The organism is Roseibium aquae, assembly GCF_008711285.1.
Lineage (GTDB): Bacteria > Pseudomonadota > Alphaproteobacteria > Rhizobiales > Stappiaceae > Roseibium > Roseibium aquae.
Genome location: NZ_VXDC01000004.1, coordinates 290,170 through 305,920, shown reverse-complemented (window position 1 = coordinate 305,920; position 15,751 = coordinate 290,170). Strand labels below are relative to the sequence as shown.

12 protein-coding genes and 1 pseudogene are annotated in these 15,751 nt (G+C 60.7%); 6 read left to right on the top strand and 7 right to left on the bottom strand.

Annotated features, from left to right (window positions below):
• Window positions 1–2 precede the first annotated feature (2 nt).
• From hisD to F0184_RS08605, 4 genes are all read right to left on the bottom strand, one after another.
• Complete coding sequence (hisD, locus tag F0184_RS08620; protein ID WP_150495766.1) at window positions 3–1,316, bottom strand: histidinol dehydrogenase; 1,314 nt, start codon at window positions 1,314–1,316, stop codon at window positions 3–5.
• Between the two features lie 8 nt (window positions 1,317–1,324).
• Complete coding sequence (locus F0184_RS08615; protein WP_150495765.1) at window positions 1,325–2,656, bottom strand: TRAP transporter large permease; 1,332 nt, start codon at window positions 2,654–2,656, stop codon at window positions 1,325–1,327.
• 11 nt (window positions 2,657–2,667) lie between these two features.
• Window positions 2,668–3,186 (bottom strand): TRAP transporter small permease, encoded by a 519-nt coding sequence (locus F0184_RS08610; protein ID WP_244299071.1) that lies wholly within the window; start codon window positions 3,184–3,186, stop codon window positions 2,668–2,670.
• Window positions 3,187–3,307: 121 nt separating this feature from the next.
• Complete coding sequence (locus F0184_RS08605; protein WP_371871065.1) at window positions 3,308–4,450, bottom strand: TRAP transporter substrate-binding protein; 1,143 nt, start codon at window positions 4,448–4,450, stop codon at window positions 3,308–3,310.
• Window positions 4,451–4,805: 355 nt separating this feature from the next.
• On the opposite strand from F0184_RS08605, the gene F0184_RS08595 reads away from it, so the two are divergent.
• Window positions 4,806–5,825: a LacI family DNA-binding transcriptional regulator gene (locus F0184_RS08595; protein ID WP_150495761.1), complete on the top strand. Its 1,020-nt coding sequence runs from the start codon at window positions 4,806–4,808 to the stop codon at window positions 5,823–5,825.
• Window positions 5,826–6,114: 289 nt separating this feature from the next.
• On the top strand, window positions 6,115–6,924 hold the full coding sequence (locus tag F0184_RS08590) for a substrate-binding periplasmic protein (protein ID WP_172972047.1): 810 nt from the start codon (window positions 6,115–6,117) through the stop codon (window positions 6,922–6,924).
• 143 nt (window positions 6,925–7,067) lie between these two features.
• On the opposite strand, the pseudogene F0184_RS08585 reads toward F0184_RS08590, so the two are convergent.
• The 3 genes and pseudogenes from F0184_RS08585 to F0184_RS08575 all read right to left on the bottom strand — a co-directional run.
• Window positions 7,068–7,373 (bottom strand): annotated as a pseudogene (locus F0184_RS08585) (L-idonate 5-dehydrogenase); the annotation flags it as partial.
• Window positions 7,374–7,559: 186 nt separating this feature from the next.
• Window positions 7,560–9,812: an ATP-binding protein gene (locus F0184_RS08580; protein WP_172972045.1), complete on the bottom strand. Its 2,253-nt coding sequence runs from the start codon at window positions 9,810–9,812 to the stop codon at window positions 7,560–7,562.
• Window positions 9,809–12,031, bottom strand: coding sequence for a bifunctional diguanylate cyclase/phosphodiesterase (locus tag F0184_RS08575; RefSeq protein WP_150495757.1), 2,223 nt, complete (start codon window positions 12,029–12,031; stop codon window positions 9,809–9,811). Before F0184_RS08575 ends, F0184_RS08580 begins: the two co-directional genes overlap by 4 nt.
• 398 nt (window positions 12,032–12,429) lie before the next feature.
• Here F0184_RS08575 and F0184_RS08570 point away from each other — a divergent pair, with 398 nt between their 5' ends.
• The 4 genes from F0184_RS08570 (at window position 12,430) to modC (ending at window position 15,449) form a co-directional block, all read left to right on the top strand.
• Window positions 12,430–12,807 carry a winged helix-turn-helix domain-containing protein gene (locus F0184_RS08570; RefSeq protein ID WP_150495756.1) on the top strand — a complete coding sequence of 126 codons (378 nt, stop codon included), beginning with the start codon at window positions 12,430–12,432 and terminating at the stop codon, window positions 12,805–12,807.
• A 90-nt stretch (window positions 12,808–12,897) separates the two neighbouring features.
• On the top strand, window positions 12,898–13,653 hold the full coding sequence (gene modA, locus F0184_RS08565) for a molybdate ABC transporter substrate-binding protein (protein WP_244299069.1): 756 nt from the start codon (window positions 12,898–12,900) through the stop codon (window positions 13,651–13,653).
• Window positions 13,654–13,656: 3 nt separating this feature from the next.
• Window positions 13,657–14,352, top strand: coding sequence for a molybdate ABC transporter permease subunit (gene modB, locus F0184_RS08560; RefSeq protein ID WP_150495754.1), 696 nt, complete (start codon window positions 13,657–13,659; stop codon window positions 14,350–14,352).
• Window positions 14,349–15,449 carry a molybdenum ABC transporter ATP-binding protein gene (gene modC / locus F0184_RS08555; RefSeq protein WP_208998385.1) on the top strand — a complete coding sequence of 367 codons (1,101 nt, stop codon included), beginning with the start codon at window positions 14,349–14,351 and terminating at the stop codon, window positions 15,447–15,449. The genes modB and modC overlap by 4 nt, the downstream gene beginning before the upstream one ends.
• The last annotated feature ends 302 nt before the right edge of the window (window positions 15,450–15,751 follow it).

The window sequence follows — 15,751 nt, the reverse complement described above, 5'->3', positions numbered from 1 at the left end:
CGTTATTCCGCGGCCTCCGCGCTCAGGTCGAAGTTCTCACCTGGAAAATACTTCCGGAGCCGGATGTCCGCCGTGCGGGCATGGCCTTCCATGCCTTCCAGGCGGGAAATGCGGGCTGTCGCTTCGGCAACCGGTTTGGACCCTTCGCGGGTCGCCCGCTGCCAGGTCACGATCTTCATGAACTTGTGGACCGACAGGCCGCCCGTGTAGGACGCGGCGCCCGAAGTCGGCAAAACATGGTTCGTGCCCGACGCCTTGTCGCCGAAAGCCACGGTGGTTTCCTCGCCCAGGAACAAGGAGCCGTAGCAGGACAGCCGGTCCAGCCACCAATCCAGGTCCTCGGCCTGTACCGTCAGATGTTCGGGCGCATAGGCGTCGGATGTTGCCGCCATTTCCTCGCGGGTGTCGCACAGGATCACCTCGGCATAATCGCGCCAGGCGGCCGCCGCGTTCTGGCTGTTCACCTCCGGCAGATCGTCGATGAGTTTGGGCACCAGCGCCATCACCTCCTCGGCGAGCGATCTGGTGTCGGTGACCAGCCAGACCGGCGAGTTGTAGCCGTGTTCCGCCTGCCCGACCAAGTCGGCGGCGACCACTTCCGGATCGGCCGTCTTGTCGGCGAGGATTAGACTGTCGGTGGGGCCTGCGAACATATCGATGCCCACGCGGCCGAACAGGATCCGCTTGGCTTCCGCGACAAACTGATTGCCCGGACCAACGAGGATATTGGCCTTCGGCAGGCCGAACAGGCCGAAGGTCATGGCAGCCACACCCTGGACGCCGCCCATGGCGACAATCTTGTCGGCGCCGCACACATGGGCTGCGTGAATGATGGCCGGATTGATGCCGATCCCGGGCCGGGGCGGGGAGCAGGCGATAATGTTCTCGCACCCCGCCACCTTGGCGGTCGTCACGGTCATGATCGCGCTGGCAATGTGGCTGTAACGGCCTCCTGGAATATAACAGCCCGCGGTATTGACCGGGATGCTTTTCTGGCCCGCGATCAAGCCCGGAATAACCTCGACCTCGATGTTCTGGCAGGTTTCCCGCTGGGCCTCGGCGAAGCGCTTCACGTTTGCGTGGGCGAATCCAATGTCGTTCTTCAGTTTTTCCGGAACCTTGGCGCTCGCCGCTTCGATGTCTGCCGCGCTGAGAATAATCGCCCCGTCATACTTGTCGAACTTGGCGGCATATTCCATCGCGGCGGCATCTCCGCCCGCCTCGATCGCATCCAGGATTTCCTGAACGATCCTGGTGGTCTCGGACGCATCGCTGGTTGAGGTTCGATCTGCTTTTTTCAGATATTCAACGGTCATGGCTGAACCTACTTGTAGATTTCAGGCAGCAGCGTGGTGGAGATTGCCGGCACATAGGCAATCAGCAGGGTCACTGCGAGCATGAAGAGGACGAAGGGGACGGCCCGGGCGGCGATCTTGAGGATCGACTCACCAGTCAGGCCGGAGACGACGAACAGGTTGAGACCGAGCGGCGGCGTGATGAAGCCGACACCGAGCGCGGTGATCATCATGATGCAGAACTGGATCTCGTTCATGCCGATGTTGTCTGCCAGAGGCTTCAGGATCGGCGCCAGGATCACGATGTTCGGGGTGGTTTCCATGACGCACCCGGCGGCGATCAGCACCAGGATCATCATCATGATGAGGACCCACGGCTCGTCGCTGATACCTGTGGCCACCGCGACAAAACCTTGCGGCACCCCGATGATGGCAAGAGCTTCGGCCAGGGGAATGGAGAATGCGATGATCGGAATGATCACGCCGTTGACCTTGGCCGAGCTGACAAACATGGCCGGAAAGTCGGACAGCTTCATCGTTCCCAGGATAAAGCCGATGGCGATCGTCACCACGACGGCGGTGGCGCCTGCTTCCGTTGGGGTCAAGCGGCCCGAAAAGATGCCGTAGAAGATGATCGCCGGGACGATGAAGGCGTACCAACCTGATTTAAGGGCACCCCAAAGGCGGCTGAAATAGTCGCTGAGGCCGATATTGCCGCCGCCCTCCCAGCCGTAAAGCCGGTTCATGATGATATTGGTGGCGAGAATGGAAACCAGGATGGCAAGCCCGGGAATGATCGCGGCCAGAAAAAGCGTGGACGCGGATATGCCAAGGACCAATCCGATAATGATGTAGGCGATGGAGGGCGGGATCAGAATGCCCGTGCAAGCGCCCGCAGCGACCAGCGCACACGCGTAGGGGCGGGGGTAACCACTTTCCACCAGCCGGTCGATGGTCATCCGGCCGACCGCCGCGGCGCCAGCCGCATCCGATCCGGAGATCGCCGCGAACATGCCGCACACAAGAACGGTTGCCGAGCCGAAGCCGCCCTTGGCGAACTGGGTCAGCGCTTCTGCGACATCGAGGAACTTTCGACTGAGCCCGGTGCGCACGAGCGCATCGCCCGTCAGGATGAACAAGGGGACGGCGGTAAGGGCGAAGGCGTCGATGCCGCTAAAAAGCTTTTCCCCGACAAGGGACAGGGGAAGGGCACCGGACCAGACGAGCATGAGGCTCGCGGCAGCACCTATTGCTGCCCAGACCGGGACCGCAAGCGCGACGAGGAGAACGAACAGCAGGACGGGACCGTAAAAATCCCAGCCGAGTTCGATGGTTTGGGGTTGGAGATGTTGCCAGAGCATGACCGGTCTCCTCAGTCGAACAACTTGTCGCCTTCGTAAACGGGACGGCCGTTACGAAGGTCGCGGATATCGCGCAGCAAGGACTGCGTGAGACGGAAGAGAACAAGCGCAAAGCCAAAGGGAACAGCGCTCAAAAACCAGACCTGCGAGATGCGCAGGCCATGGGTCACCGACCCGAACTTGGCGGAAACAAGCACCGTTTCGAGCGACCAGATGAAGGCGATCACCGCGACTACCGCCATGACGATGTCGCCGAAGATGTAGAGTCCGGCCTTCGCCTTCGGGCCGACATATTGCATCAGCACGTCGATCCGGATGTGGCCGCGCTCCTTCACGGCGGATGCCGCTCCGATCCAGGCCAGGTATATGAAGGAATATCGGACGATTTCCTCGCCCCATATCGACGAGTAGGCAAATACTTCCCGCCGGACGACCTCAATGAACATTGTGAGAACAAGCATCATATAGAAGACGAGAAGAAGCCAGCGCTCTCCGTTTTTGTCGACTGCATTCAGGATACTCAACTTCAAGCACTCCTCTCCCGTTCCCATCAGTCCGTGGAGCCGATGCGGTGGTCGCGCAAATCAGATGTGTGAAAACACGCGGTGCCCGCGGCCAGCGCTCTTGATGGCGCCGGCCGTCGTTCAGCCCTTAGGCGTCGTGCACGTAGTAGCGGCCCTGGGTGTTCGCGGCCTCTTCAAGGCGGTTGAACGTATCCATGGAGCCGGCCAGTTCCACCTTGAACTCATCCCACTCAGAGCGCTGGTATCCACCGGCAGCCTGCCATTCGGCCAACTGATCTTCGGTCAGCGAGTGGAACTCGACGCCCGACTTGACCAGTTCGGCCATGGCGAAGGACCGGGCGGCCGGAACCTTGGCAAGGTTTTGCTGAGCGGTGATTTCACCGGCGAACTCGATGCCTTCCTGGACATCGGCAGGCAGGGAATTGAACCACTCCAGGTTCATCGAATACACTTGGCTGTCCGGCACGGCTTGCGTGAAGGTCACATGGCTGAGAATATCCTTGAAGCCGAACACGTAGAGCGCGCCGACTGACGGATCGAGCGCATCCGCCACGCCTTGCTTGATCGCCGAGGGTGTTTCGCCCCAGGCCACCGGCGTGGGATTGGCGCCGACCATCCGGTAATACTGCTGAAGCATCGCCGAACCTGGCACCCTGAACTTCACGCCAGCCAGATCGCCCGGGGTGATCACCTGGTTGCCGCCTCTGCGAATTGCGACGACGCGGGGATCAATGACCACGTAGAACAGCGCCTTGAAGCCGGAGGCTTCGATCTTCGGATGGACTTCCCGCTTCCAGGCATCGGAGGTCACAAGATTTGTAAAGCGCTGGTTTGAGCCGCAGAAATACGGCATGTTGATGAGATCCACAGCGGAGGCGAACGGCGCGAAGTTGGCAAGCGAGTGCTGCGCTGCCTGGATGGTGCCGCCCTGGACGGCCTGAACCAGCGCGCCACCGGCTCCAAGCTGGCCTCCCGGCGCCAGTTTTACATAAACCTTGCCGTTGGTCGCGTTCTGGATGTTTTCCTTCAGGTCGAGCTGCATGATCGGATAGCTGCGCGATGCGCCGAGAACATAGGCGGTCGCAAGTGTCATCGTGTGGTCCGCGGCCTGTTGGCGCTCGCGCTCTTCCTGGGCCGTCTGCGCAACGGCTTCGTCGGACCAAAGCGTCCCGGCGGCCCCGGCCACGACCGCGGCGGTAAACGCGCCCTTGCTGGTCAGCTTCAAGAAATTACGGCGCTCATGTGAGGCCAGGTCTTCTGTCTTTTTCATCATTTCCTCCCAGAAATTCCAGTTTGCCGATTATTTGCTGGCTTTCTTCTCCGCTTCCTTCCTCAGGACCGCCGCCGTGAATGAGATGGATACTGCGAACAAACACAGCATCTCTCCGACAGCGCCAAAAAACGGTGTTCCGCCAAAGGATCCAATCCACACGTTGATCACGTAAACGCAGAAGAAGCCTCCTGCCAAAGCCAACAGCATGATCACCTCCCAATGATCAGATCACCCAGCGATTAGAAATGTAAGCGGTTACATTTCTTCTGACAAGCGAAAAGTGTATTTTCCATGAGCGGACATCGGTTTCGGCAGCGAATGGTGCGGCTGCCACTTACTTGGAATGGCAGAGATGGACAAAACCCATAGCTCCGGCGGACGGCCCGTCCCGACCGTTGCAGATGTGGCCGCTGCGGCAGGCGTATCGACGGCGACCGTGTCCAGGTGTCTCAATTCTCCGACGGTCGTCAGCGAGAAAACCTTGAAACGGGTGATGGAAGCGGTGGAGCGCCTGGGTTATTCGCCCAATTTCAGCGCGCGTGCGCTTGCCTCGAACCGCACCAACATGGTCGGCGCCATTATTCCGACCATGGAGAACGCCATCTTCGCGCGCGGGCTGCAGGCGTTTCAAGAGGAATTGCAGCGCCACGGGCGCACGCTCCTGGTCGCCTCATCCTCCTATCGGCTCGATCTGGAAGAGCAGCAGATCAAAACCTTGAGCGCGCGGGGGGCAGATGCGCTTTTGCTGATCGGCTACCAGAGGGATGCACGCATCTACGACTATCTGGAAAAGCGCGATATCCCTGTCGTTCTGACCTGGGCGTCACGGCCGGACAGCGGCCTGCTTTCGGTCGGATTTGACAACCGTAAAGCCATGAAACAACTCGCCGATATGGTCATTCAAGAGGGATACACGGCGATTGGATGCATATCCGCCGAAACCGGAACCAACGACCGGGCACGGGATCGGGTCGAGGGGATCCGCGCGGCCATGCGCGACGCCCACCTTGATCCCGGCACGCTCCAACTGATCGAGACCACCTATTCGATTGAAAATGGCGAAGCAGCCTTCGCGCAGCTGATGTCCGGCGCCGCACAACCCGAAGTCGTGATGTGCGGGAACGATGTCCTTGCGATCGGCGCCTTGAAAGGCGCGGCAAGTCTGGGATTGCGGGTGCCGGAGGATGTCGCCATCACGGGCTTCGATGACATCGAACTCGCGCAGGTCGCACCGTACCCGCTCACGACGGTGCATGTCCCGCACCGGCGGATGGGGCAATTGGCGGCCCGTGTCTTGGTTGAGACTCTGGACGGCCTGGAGCCGCCAAGTGTCGAACTGCCGGTCGAGATCTGCCGAAGGCAGACCCTCTAGCCCCCTTTTGTGAAAAAGGGCGTGGTCGGGATGGATTGTGACGGTGGCGGGGAAGGGGCTGGCCCCCTGAATGCGAGGGCGACCGGACGCATAAAAGCAGTCTGTCCGGCTTGTCATGGATACTTCAAAGGTGCGGGCTTTGCCCGGTCATGGTCCATGCGGTTTTCTGCCCGCAGCCTTGATCGATTGATCGCGCCGCGACTTGCCAATCGATGCCATGCCCATCCCCGGCGATGACACTCTGTTTGTTGCAAAAATTTTGTTACGGAGCTTGGCTATAAAGGCGGGCATGATCCCAAGGCTATCTCTCGTTTTCCGTCTTCTGATCAGCGCTGTACCGCTGGTGGTGGTCGCATGGCTGGGGACGTCAAAACCCTTGGCCGCCGCCGACTTCGAAATCGCCGCGGGTGACTGGCCCCCGTTCTATGGGGAGACCTTGGAGGCGCAGGGCGTCGGGGCGCAGCTGACCCGCGCCGTATTTGCGCGTATGGGCCATGAGGTGACGCACCGCATCTATCCGTTCAAACGCGTCATCGCCCGGGTCAGCGCGGCGGCTGTGCTTGCCGCGGACTGTGTTTGGGATACCCCGGAACGCCGGCAGATTTCCTACCTCTCCGAGGAACCCTTGATGGTTCACGATCTTGTGGTCCTGCGCCGGAGGGATGCGGGATGGTCGTTCGAAACCATGACCGATCTGAGCAGCAAGCGTGTGGCGGTGATCCTCGGTTTTGACTATGGAGCGCGCCTGTTGCGCAATCCGGGTATCTATTGGAGCCTGTCGCCCGACCTGCCGTCGTCGATCCGGCAGGTGAAGGCGGACAGGGTCGATTTTCTGATCGATGCGCGTGAGGTGCTGGAGTATGCGCTTGCGACCGAATTCCAGATGGAGCGTGACGAACTCGTGATCGAGCACCGGACGGTTTTCGAACGCCGGGCCTGCTATGTGGCCTTCAACCGCACATTGACCGGTGAGACCATGGCGAAAGCCTTCAGCGAGACACTCCGCGAGATGAAGGCAGATGGCTCCTATGACCGGATTTGGACGCAAGCGGTCCAAAGCCTGGAGGGACTGGAGGGGCTTGCCGGTGCTCGCGAGTAACCCTGCGCCACATGAGCCGTAACCGTTCCCCACGCTCTTGACCCGTTGCGAGATCTGCGGGCGTTAAACCGGAACCGGTTTCACGCCCCAAGCTGATCGCGTTTTGAGTGGGCGCGCATCTTTGCCGTTCACACGGCCGCCGGTCATGCAAAGGTCAGGTGAACCTTGACGGCCCGGGATCTGTCGCCCGCCTCGGCAAAGGCGGCCGTGGCGCTCTCGAGCGGATACTGACGGGTCAGGATCGGCTTCACGTCAATCGCCCGCGAGTTGATCGCCGCAACGGCTTCCTTGTATTCCGCATGAAACCTGTGGGTTCCGACCAGGCTGATCTCCTTTGCCACGAGCAGGTTGATCGGCACGGGTTGGTCGCCTGTCACGCCGATGTGCACGATGGTTCCAAGCGGCCGTGTGGTGGCAATGGCCGTGCGGATGGCGGGCGCAGCGGCTGAGCGGGCGCAAAAAACACGGCGCCAGATTAAAAGAAAATGCCAGAGTCATTGGCCCCTTGGCAGTACCAAAAGAAGTTCACCCCTCGTTTGAAGAGAAGGTCTTTTCTTCTCCGACCAACCCGACCGCATAAGCAAGCGCGGGCAATCTCCGATCCAAGAAGTGGATGTGCGCCGATGCCCGGCCGGTCAGTGAACACGCACTCCGGATTCTGGCGGACGAGTTTCGGCATCTGAGTCCTTCGACTTCGCCCGTTGCGGGGAGACGACCGGCAGCGTGATGACGAACTTCGTCCCTTTGCCGACCTGGCTTTCGACGCTGATGTCGCCTCCCAGCAGGTCGGTGACCAGATTAAACAGGATGTGCAGGCCGAGGCCGGAACCGCCTTTTCCAAGTCTGGTGGTAAAGAACGGATCGAAGATCTTGTTGAGATTTTCTTCCGGAATTCCGGCGCCGTCGTCCGAAACGGTGATTTTCACAGTGGTCCCGATCTGGACGGCGTGGACCTTGATATTGCCGCTTCCCTTGGCTTCAAACCCATGAATGATCGCATTGTTGTAAAGGTTCAGCAGGACCTGGCCGACAGGTCCGGGATAGCTGTCCATTTCCACATCGCCTTCGACGCGGGTTTCAATCACAGCATTGGCTTTTTCAAGAGACGGCCCCAAGGCGATGTTGATTTCGCGAAGCACTTCGGAAATCTGGAATGTGCGCCGATTGTAGCTGGTCTGATCGACCGCGATCTGCTTGAAACTGGTGACGAGTTCCTCGGCCCTGGCCAGATTGCGCAGGACAACGGCGCTTCCATTGTCCATCAGGTCGACGAATTCGTCGAGGTCCGATTTTCGCAGCGGCTGATCCATGGCTTCGCGGAACGCCTTGTTCCTGTCGGCCAATGTGCTGGCCACCATGACTGCATTGCCGATTGGGGTGTTCAGCTCATGGGCGATGCCCGCCACCAGTGACCCCAGGCTGGCGAGCTTCTCGGCCTTGACCAACTGGCCCTGCGTTGCCTTCAACTCGTCTATCGTGTGAGAGAGCTGCCCGTTTGCCTCTGTCAGCTCGTGCGTTCGTTCCGCGACCAGGCTTTCCAGGTCCGCATTCAGGTCCTGAAGCTTGGCGATCGCTTCGCGCCGCTCCTTCTCGGTGGTGTTGGCCCGACCGAACAGGCCTCTCCAATGACTTGGAACCTGGGGGGTATCAATCCTGGCATTTTGAGGGAGGGTTTCGACATGGCGTGCCAGCAGCAGGGCGGGGAGGGTGAAGCGGCGGTGCTGCAGGAGAACAAGCCCGATGAGGGACAGGACACAGAGGCTCGTCATGGCCAGATACGGCTTCATGACATCGAACACGGCACCGTTCAGATCCGCGTCGGGGATATAAAGCAGCATCTTCCAGGGGGTGCCTTTCAGGTCGAATGTCTTCCAGATCCCGTCGTGCGTCGTTTGCCGGTCTCCCGGTGTGGTCGCGTAAACGGTTTCGATGGGCAATTGCGGAATGAACTCGGAAAACTGCGGGATCCGTTGCCCCATGTCGCCGGTTGCTTCGGAGGTGGCGATGACCTGGCCGTCCCTTGCAACGACCCAGATCTTGCCCACACCGGAGCCGTCCAGCGCAAGCAAATCATTGAGGACGGACAAGGTGAGGTCGGCCCCGAAGGCGCCCACAAAACTGTTGCCGTCATAAACCGGCGCAACCAACGAGATCATCAGGCCAGCTGCTGCGGCATCCGGATAGGGCGGGGTCCAGATATGGTCGCGTTCGGGGTTTTTGCCCGGAGAAACAAGATCGACCGGGTACGTACCGCCCGCCGCATAGACCACGTCCAGCACGTCGTTCATGTTCGTTTTCCCGGTCGCGTCGGCCAAGACACTGTAGTCCAGGCCGGGGAAAAGCAGGCTGAATTCCTCTTTGTCGTCGTAGTAGTAGCTCCACTGGAAATCCGGATGCTGCTGGTGCGCATTCCACATCAAGGGCAAGACCGAAAGCATGCGCTCGAGTTCCGGGCTGCGCGCAGCTTCCGCGTTGCGGGTGAACAGGGTTCCGGTGCGGCCGCGCAAATCCTTCGGAACGCTATCCCAAGGTGCGCCCTCCGGGCTGCCTTGCCCAATGCGGTTCAGGGTTGAGCTGATCGCACCGAAATCCGCCAGTTCAGGATGGGCGAGCACATTCTCCATCACGAAGCGCATCCCGTCGACATGACGCTGGGCGATGTCAAGCTGCTCCGAGAGACCGTTGAAAAGCAGTTCCGCCTGTCCGGTGGCCTGCTGGACCAACCGGGTCGAGATCTGCTTCGCCTGCAAAAGGCCAAAGCCGACACCGACGGCTGTCAACAGCATGATTCCGCCGATGAACAAGCCGCCATAGTCCTTGATCAAGCGTTCGGAGTCGCTGCTTCGTTCCAATGGCGCATCGTTTGTCTGGAGTGTGTTGACGGTCATGTTGCATCTTCCTGCCGCGCTTCCAGCCATTTGAAAAGCTGGGCCGCCTCAAGGGGTCTTGAGTAATAAAAGCCTTGCGCGACCTCGCACCCCATCGAGCGAAGGATCTCGATCTGGTCCGGGGTTTCCACACCTTCGGCAATCAGCTCGAGGCCCATCTTCTTGCCAAAAGCCACGATCAGGTCGGCGACATTGGTCGCGGTTTCGTGGCTGTGCAGATCCCGGATGAACGACCTGTCGATCTTGAGCTTGTCGAGGGGCAGGTCTTTCAGGACGCTCAGCGAGGAATAGCCGGTCCCGAAATCATCAAGCGCGATCGAAACCCCCAGAGATCGCAGGTCCTGAAGTCTGGAAACGATCATGTCGGTGTTTTCAACGGCAACGGATTCGGTCAATTCTATTTCCAAATACTTTGCCGGCACCCCGGTCTCCGACAACACCTCCGCGACCGTTTCGACAAAGCCGGGTTCGCGGAATTGGACATGGGAAACATTGACGGCCATCCGGGTCTGGTGATGTCCGGCGTCCAGAAACGCGCGCAGCTGATCGCAGGCCACCCGAAGCACCCAGTCGCCAATCGGATTAATCAGGCCGGATTTTTCAGCGAGCGGTATGAACTGGTCGGGCGGAATGAAACTGCCATGGGCATCACGCCAGCGCAGCAAGGCTTCCAAACCGACCAGGCGGCCGTCCGACATGGTAACCTGGGGCTGGTAGGCGAGAAACAGCCGCTGCGAGGTGAATGCGGACCGAAGGCCCGACAGCATGTTGATCCGCGCGTCCGCCTGGGTCCGCAGATTCTCGCTGAACACCAGGGCCTTGCCGCGGTTCTCCAGCTTGGCCTGTTTCAGCGCGATGTTTGCGTCCTTTAACAGCTGCATGCCGGAACCGGAGCTTTGCCGCAGGGAAACGAACCCGCTGGTGGCAGAGAGCCGCAAGGGTTCGTTGTTGACCACGATCGGTTCCGTGAACAAGTCGTCGATCATGTCCGGTCGCACGGCGTCCTCCGGTCCGATCACACCGAAACAATCGCCGGATATCCGCCCGAGGCTGACGGACCGGCCGAGCACATCCAGCAAACGGCCTGCGATCGCCCGCAGAACGTCATCACCATAGTGCTGGTCCAGGGCCGCGTTGATCGATGCGAAATCGTCGATATCGACAAGCGCCAGCCGTCCGTCGGTCTCGTTCGCGAGATAGTCGTCGATGATGCGCTCAAACCCGTTGCGATTGGGCAGGTCCGTGAGGTGATCCCGGTAGGCAAGCCTTTGAAGCTTGCCGTTCAAAAGCACGTTCTCGAACCCCACGGTCACACTCGCGCAAAACGCCTCGATCACACGATGGTCGATCTCATGGTCACAACGGGGGGTGTCCACACAGGTCGCAAGACACACATCGTTGCTGGCCCGAAACACGAAACAGGTGAGCGGCCCCAACTGGTTCGCCTTGTTGCGGATACAGATTTCAATCTGCTCTCTGATGACGTCGTTTTTGAGGTCGGCCAGGTTCTGTCCCGCATAGCCCTCAAACCGGCCGGTGCCGGAAATGACCAGCGGATCGACCAGGGCACCATCGACGCCAACGACTGTCGTGAAGCCGTTTTCGGGCACTTCAAGAAGGGCGCAGATCTGGGCGATCACGCCGTCTGCGAACTGGGAGAGGCTGCGCAGCCCGTTGAGGTGGGTGCTCGCGGAGACGATCTTCTCAAAACCGCGCTTGTTTGTTTCCAGATGCCGCAACTGATTATAGGAGCGGATGGCAACGATGAGACTGGTGCACAACCGGGTTCGGGTCAGGTTGGATTTGGTGCGGTAGTCATTGATATTGTAAGTCTCGATCGTCTCCAGTTCGGGGGCGTATCCGGGTTGCCCGGTGCGCAAGATGATCTGCAGCGTGTCAAGTCCGAGCTCGTCCCGGATATGCTTTACAAGGCGCAGCCCTGAATCGGAGCGTTCCATCACAACATCGATCAAGGCGACTGGAATGGTGTCCTTCGCGGAATGGAGAATGTCCATGGCCTCGGCTTCGGACCGCGCATGAAGAAACCGCAGAGGCCGGCCTTCAATCTTCACGTTGTCGAGGGCGAGCCGGGTTGCTTCGTGCACATCCGGATCGTCATCGACGATCAGAACGTTCCAGAAGAGTTGGGAAGGCGGGGTACGGTCAGTCTCGTCTACGAAGAGGACAATATCTTTCGCGTCCGCCGCAGATTTCAGCATACGCCTACGCCTCTAAAGGATTCCTACCGCTCAGTAAGCCGCAACCTAGCCAGTAAGATTTAAGCAAAAGATAAAACTATAAAACGTGATATAATTCACAGTGATACCGAGGGATATCATCAATTTTCATTGGTGAAATCACCAGATGACGCTTGGGTATGGGAGCGACTTTTTCACTCAAGAGAACCGATTTCCGGCCGGGTTTTCGGTCAAGTAGTCTCCAGCGCCTTGCGACAGGCCGTTTCGGTTGATCTTCAACACCCGCTTGTCCGCCCGGCATTTTGAGGATGATATGAACATAGGGAAATATCGCCTTCAGGCGAGCTTTGTGGACGGGCCGCCCCGGTGGCCGTCCATATGGCTTGCCGGTCCTGCCGTTTGACTGGCATAACCGCATCATGAGTGACGACCGTCCCGATGACAAAGCCGCCCCGAGCCTGCGCATCCGGATCGTGTTCGGTGAGGACGCGATGCTGGGGCCGGGAAAGGCCGACCTGCTCGAACGAATCCGCGAAACGGGTTCGATCGCGGCGGCTGGCCGCGCGATGGCCATGAGTTACAAACGCGCATGGATGTTGGTCGAGGAAATGAACAATGCATTCCGTGACCCTTTGGTTGAGTCCACCCGTGGCGGCTCCAGGGGCGGCGGTGCCCGCCTGACCGAGGCGGGCGAGACCGTCTTGACCAATTATCGAAAGCTCGAGGAAATCCTGGCCGAAGCTGGGGCCGCGCGGATCGGTTCCCTCCGGTCCATGTTGCGCGATATTTCCGAGTGAAAATAATGCTTGACCAGATAGATGGTGTATAGCGATATGTTTCAAGAAACATATCAAAGTTGGTAGGTATCGTCCGTGGTCAGATCAGCCTTGTCTCGCGTTTTCGGGATTGTTTGCGTTGCCGCCACACCGGCCACGGTCGCGGCTGAGGAAATCATTGTCTTCGCCGCGGCGAGCATGACCAGCGCCCTTGCCGAGATCGAAACGAATTTCGAGGCGGCCACAGGCCATGACCTTGTCGTTTCGCTCGCGGGCTCTTCGGCTCTTGCGCGGCAGATCCAGCAGGGCGCACCGGCCGACATTTTCATTTCGGCCAGCACGGACTGGATGGACAGGATCGAAGCCGATGGGCTGATCGAGGAGGGATCGCGGTTCGACCTTCTCGGTAATTCCATCGTTCTTGCCGCCTTCGGCACCGAGACCGCGCCCGTCGAGATCGGGCCCGACCTCGATCTTGCCGGTCTGCTCGGCGACGGCCGGCTGGCCATGGCGCTGGTGGATTCCGTGCCGGCCGGTGTCTACGGCAAGGCGGCCCTTGAGAGCCTCGGGCTTTGGGACGATGTCGAAGCGCAGGTGGCCCAAGCCGACAATGTGCGCGCGGCGCTTGCCTTCGTGGCGGCCGGGGAGGCACCCTATGGTATCGTCTATGCCACGGATGCGGCTGCTGAGGACAACGTGACCATCGTCGGAACGTTCCCCCCTGACACGCATCCCGCCATTGTCTATCCGGCGGCCGATCTTGCCAGCCGGGATGTTCCCGCCGAAGCGGAGTTTCTCGCGTATCTCCGCGGCCCGGAAGCGCGCGCGGCCTTCGAGCGGCAGGGCTTCACGGTCCTCACAGAGTAGCGCATGACAGACTGGCTCGGCCCCGCTGAGTGGAGCGCGGTAGCGCTCTCTCTACAGGTTTCCTTTTGGGCGACGCTCGTCAGCCTGCCACTCGGTATCTTCGTGGCCTACGCTCTGGCGCGCTGGTCTTTTCCCGGCAAGCAGGTCCTCAATGGCCTTGTTCATCTGCCGCTGATCCTGCCTCCCGTCGTCACGGGTTATCTCCTGCTTTTGACACTGGGCACGCGCGGTCCCATCGGCAGCGTTCTGGCCGACTGGGGCATTGTCTTTGCCTTTCGCTGGACCGGCGCCGCCGTGGCGGCCGCGGTGATGGCCTTTCCGCTCATGGTGCGGGCGATCCGGCTGTCGATCGAGGCTGTCGATCCGAAGCTGGAGCAAGCCTCGGCAACGCTCGGCGCTTCGCCGGTCTGGGTCTTCCTGACCGTCACGCTCCCCATGGCGCTGCCGGGCATTGTCGCTGGCGCGATCCTCGCCTTCGCCAAAGCCATGGGCGAGTTCGGGGCGACGATCACCTTTGTGTCCAATATTCCCGGCGAGACGCGGACCATCCCTTCGGCGATCTACGCTTTCCTTCAGGTGCCAGGGGGCGAGGCGTCGGCGATGAAGCTGGTGATCGTTTCGGTCGTCGTTGCCATGGGCGCTCTTCTGCTGTCTGAACTGATCGGGCGCCGGGTCACCGCGCGGGTCGGAGGCCGATGATGCTGGAGGTTTCCGTCCGCCATCGCTTCGAAGGGTTTGCCCTTGACGCTGCCTTCAAGGCCCCGCCCGGTGTCACCGTTCTGTTCGGGCGGTCCGGATCGGGCAAAACGACCATTATCAATACGGTTGCGGGTCTCTTGATGCCGGATTCCGGCCGCATCGCGTCGGGGGACTGGTGCTTGCTTGACACCGAAAGCGGGATCCGTTTGAAGCCGCACCGGCGCCGCCTGGGTTACATTTTCCAGGAAGGGCGTCTCTTTCCGCATCTGACCGTCCGGCAGAACCTGGCCTATGGTGCCTGGTTCGCGCCCAAGGACGCCCCACGCGCGAGCACGGCAGGGGTGGTCGACTTGCTGGGCATCGGCCATCTGCTCGATCGCCGTCCCGGCGCGCTGTCAGGCGGGGAGAAGCAACGTGTCGCGATCGGCCGCGCCCTCCTGTCCGCGCCGCGCCTCATTTTGGCCGACGAACCGCTGGCGGCTCTCGACGAGGCGCGCAAGGCCGAAATCCTGCCCTATTTCGAGAGACTGCGCGACGAGGTGAGCGTGCCGATCCTGTATGTCAGCCATTCGCCCTCCGAAGTCGCCCGGCTCGCCACGACCGTCGTGGCGCTGGACGCCGGCCGCGTTGTGGCGCAGGGGCCGGCGGCCGAGGTTCTCGGAAATCCGGGCATCCTTCCGGCAGGGGCCCGCGAAGCAGGGGCCGTCTTGACCGCACGTGTGGCGCGTCACCATGCGGACGGGCTGACCGAGCTGGATGCGGGCGGCCTGCCGCTGTTTCTGCCCAAGGTGCCCCAGCCGGAAGGGGGGCGATTGCGGGTCCGCATCGCCGCCCATGACGTGATCCTGTCCCGCGCCCGGCCCGAGGGGCTGTCGGCGCTGAACATCCTGCCGGGCGTGGTGCACGAGGTCCGGCCCGGCGAGGGACCTGGCGCGATTGTCGCGCTGGACACCTGTGCGGGGCGTGTCCTGGCACGGATCACGCGGCGCTCTGCCAATGTGCTCGGCCTGGTGCCGGGGGCGGAAGTTCATGCAATCGTCAAGACCGTTTCCGTTGCCCCGCTGGACGTTGGAGGCGGAGGCAGAACCAAGCGATAGGGCGGTCGGCCAGACCACAGTCTGGGGTGCAGGGGCGTCGCGCCGCAGGTTTCCATCGTGGCCGACTTCGGCTTCCAAAACGCCGATTTTCGTGCGGCTTTCGGGCTGGAGGCATTTTGGCGGGGGCGCGCGGCGGAACCGGAGGAAGCCATCGCAGCGTTAAAAAACCGCACTCGATAGCGCTTGGGGAAGTTGTTTGGCGGGTTGGCAGGCGCGCTTCGTGGTGGGGCGAGGGTAGCGGGAGCTTTTTGAAGCCGATTCGGACCAACCTGTGAAAATGGACGGTCCTTTCATCAATGCAG

What these genes read in the sequence shown, in the direction of transcription:
- F0184_RS08615 (WP_150495765.1), bottom strand. Translation starts at nt 2,656, where the DNA reads ATGCTCTGGCAACATCTCCAACCCCAAACCATCGAACTCGGCTGGGAT.
- F0184_RS08580 (WP_172972045.1), bottom strand. Translation starts at nt 9,812, where the DNA reads ATGACCGTCAACACACTCCAGACAAACGATGCGCCATTGGAACGAAGC.
- F0184_RS08595 (WP_150495761.1), top strand. Translation starts at nt 4,806, where the DNA reads ATGGACAAAACCCATAGCTCCGGCGGACGGCCCGTCCCGACCGTTGCA.
- hisD (WP_150495766.1), bottom strand. Translation starts at nt 1,316, where the DNA reads ATGACCGTTGAATATCTGAAAAAAGCAGATCGAACCTCAACCAGCGAT.
- F0184_RS08575 (WP_150495757.1), bottom strand. Translation starts at nt 12,031, where the DNA reads ATGCTGAAATCTGCGGCGGACGCGAAAGATATTGTCCTCTTCGTAGAC.
- F0184_RS08570 (WP_150495756.1), top strand. Translation starts at nt 12,430, where the DNA reads ATGAGTGACGACCGTCCCGATGACAAAGCCGCCCCGAGCCTGCGCATC.
- modC (WP_208998385.1), top strand. Translation starts at nt 14,349, where the DNA reads ATGATGCTGGAGGTTTCCGTCCGCCATCGCTTCGAAGGGTTTGCCCTT.
- F0184_RS08605 (WP_371871065.1), bottom strand. Translation starts at nt 4,450, where the DNA reads ATGAAAAAGACAGAAGACCTGGCCTCACATGAGCGCCGTAATTTCTTG.
- modB (WP_150495754.1), top strand. Translation starts at nt 13,657, where the DNA reads ATGACAGACTGGCTCGGCCCCGCTGAGTGGAGCGCGGTAGCGCTCTCT.
- F0184_RS08590 (WP_172972047.1), top strand. Translation starts at nt 6,115, where the DNA reads ATGATCCCAAGGCTATCTCTCGTTTTCCGTCTTCTGATCAGCGCTGTA.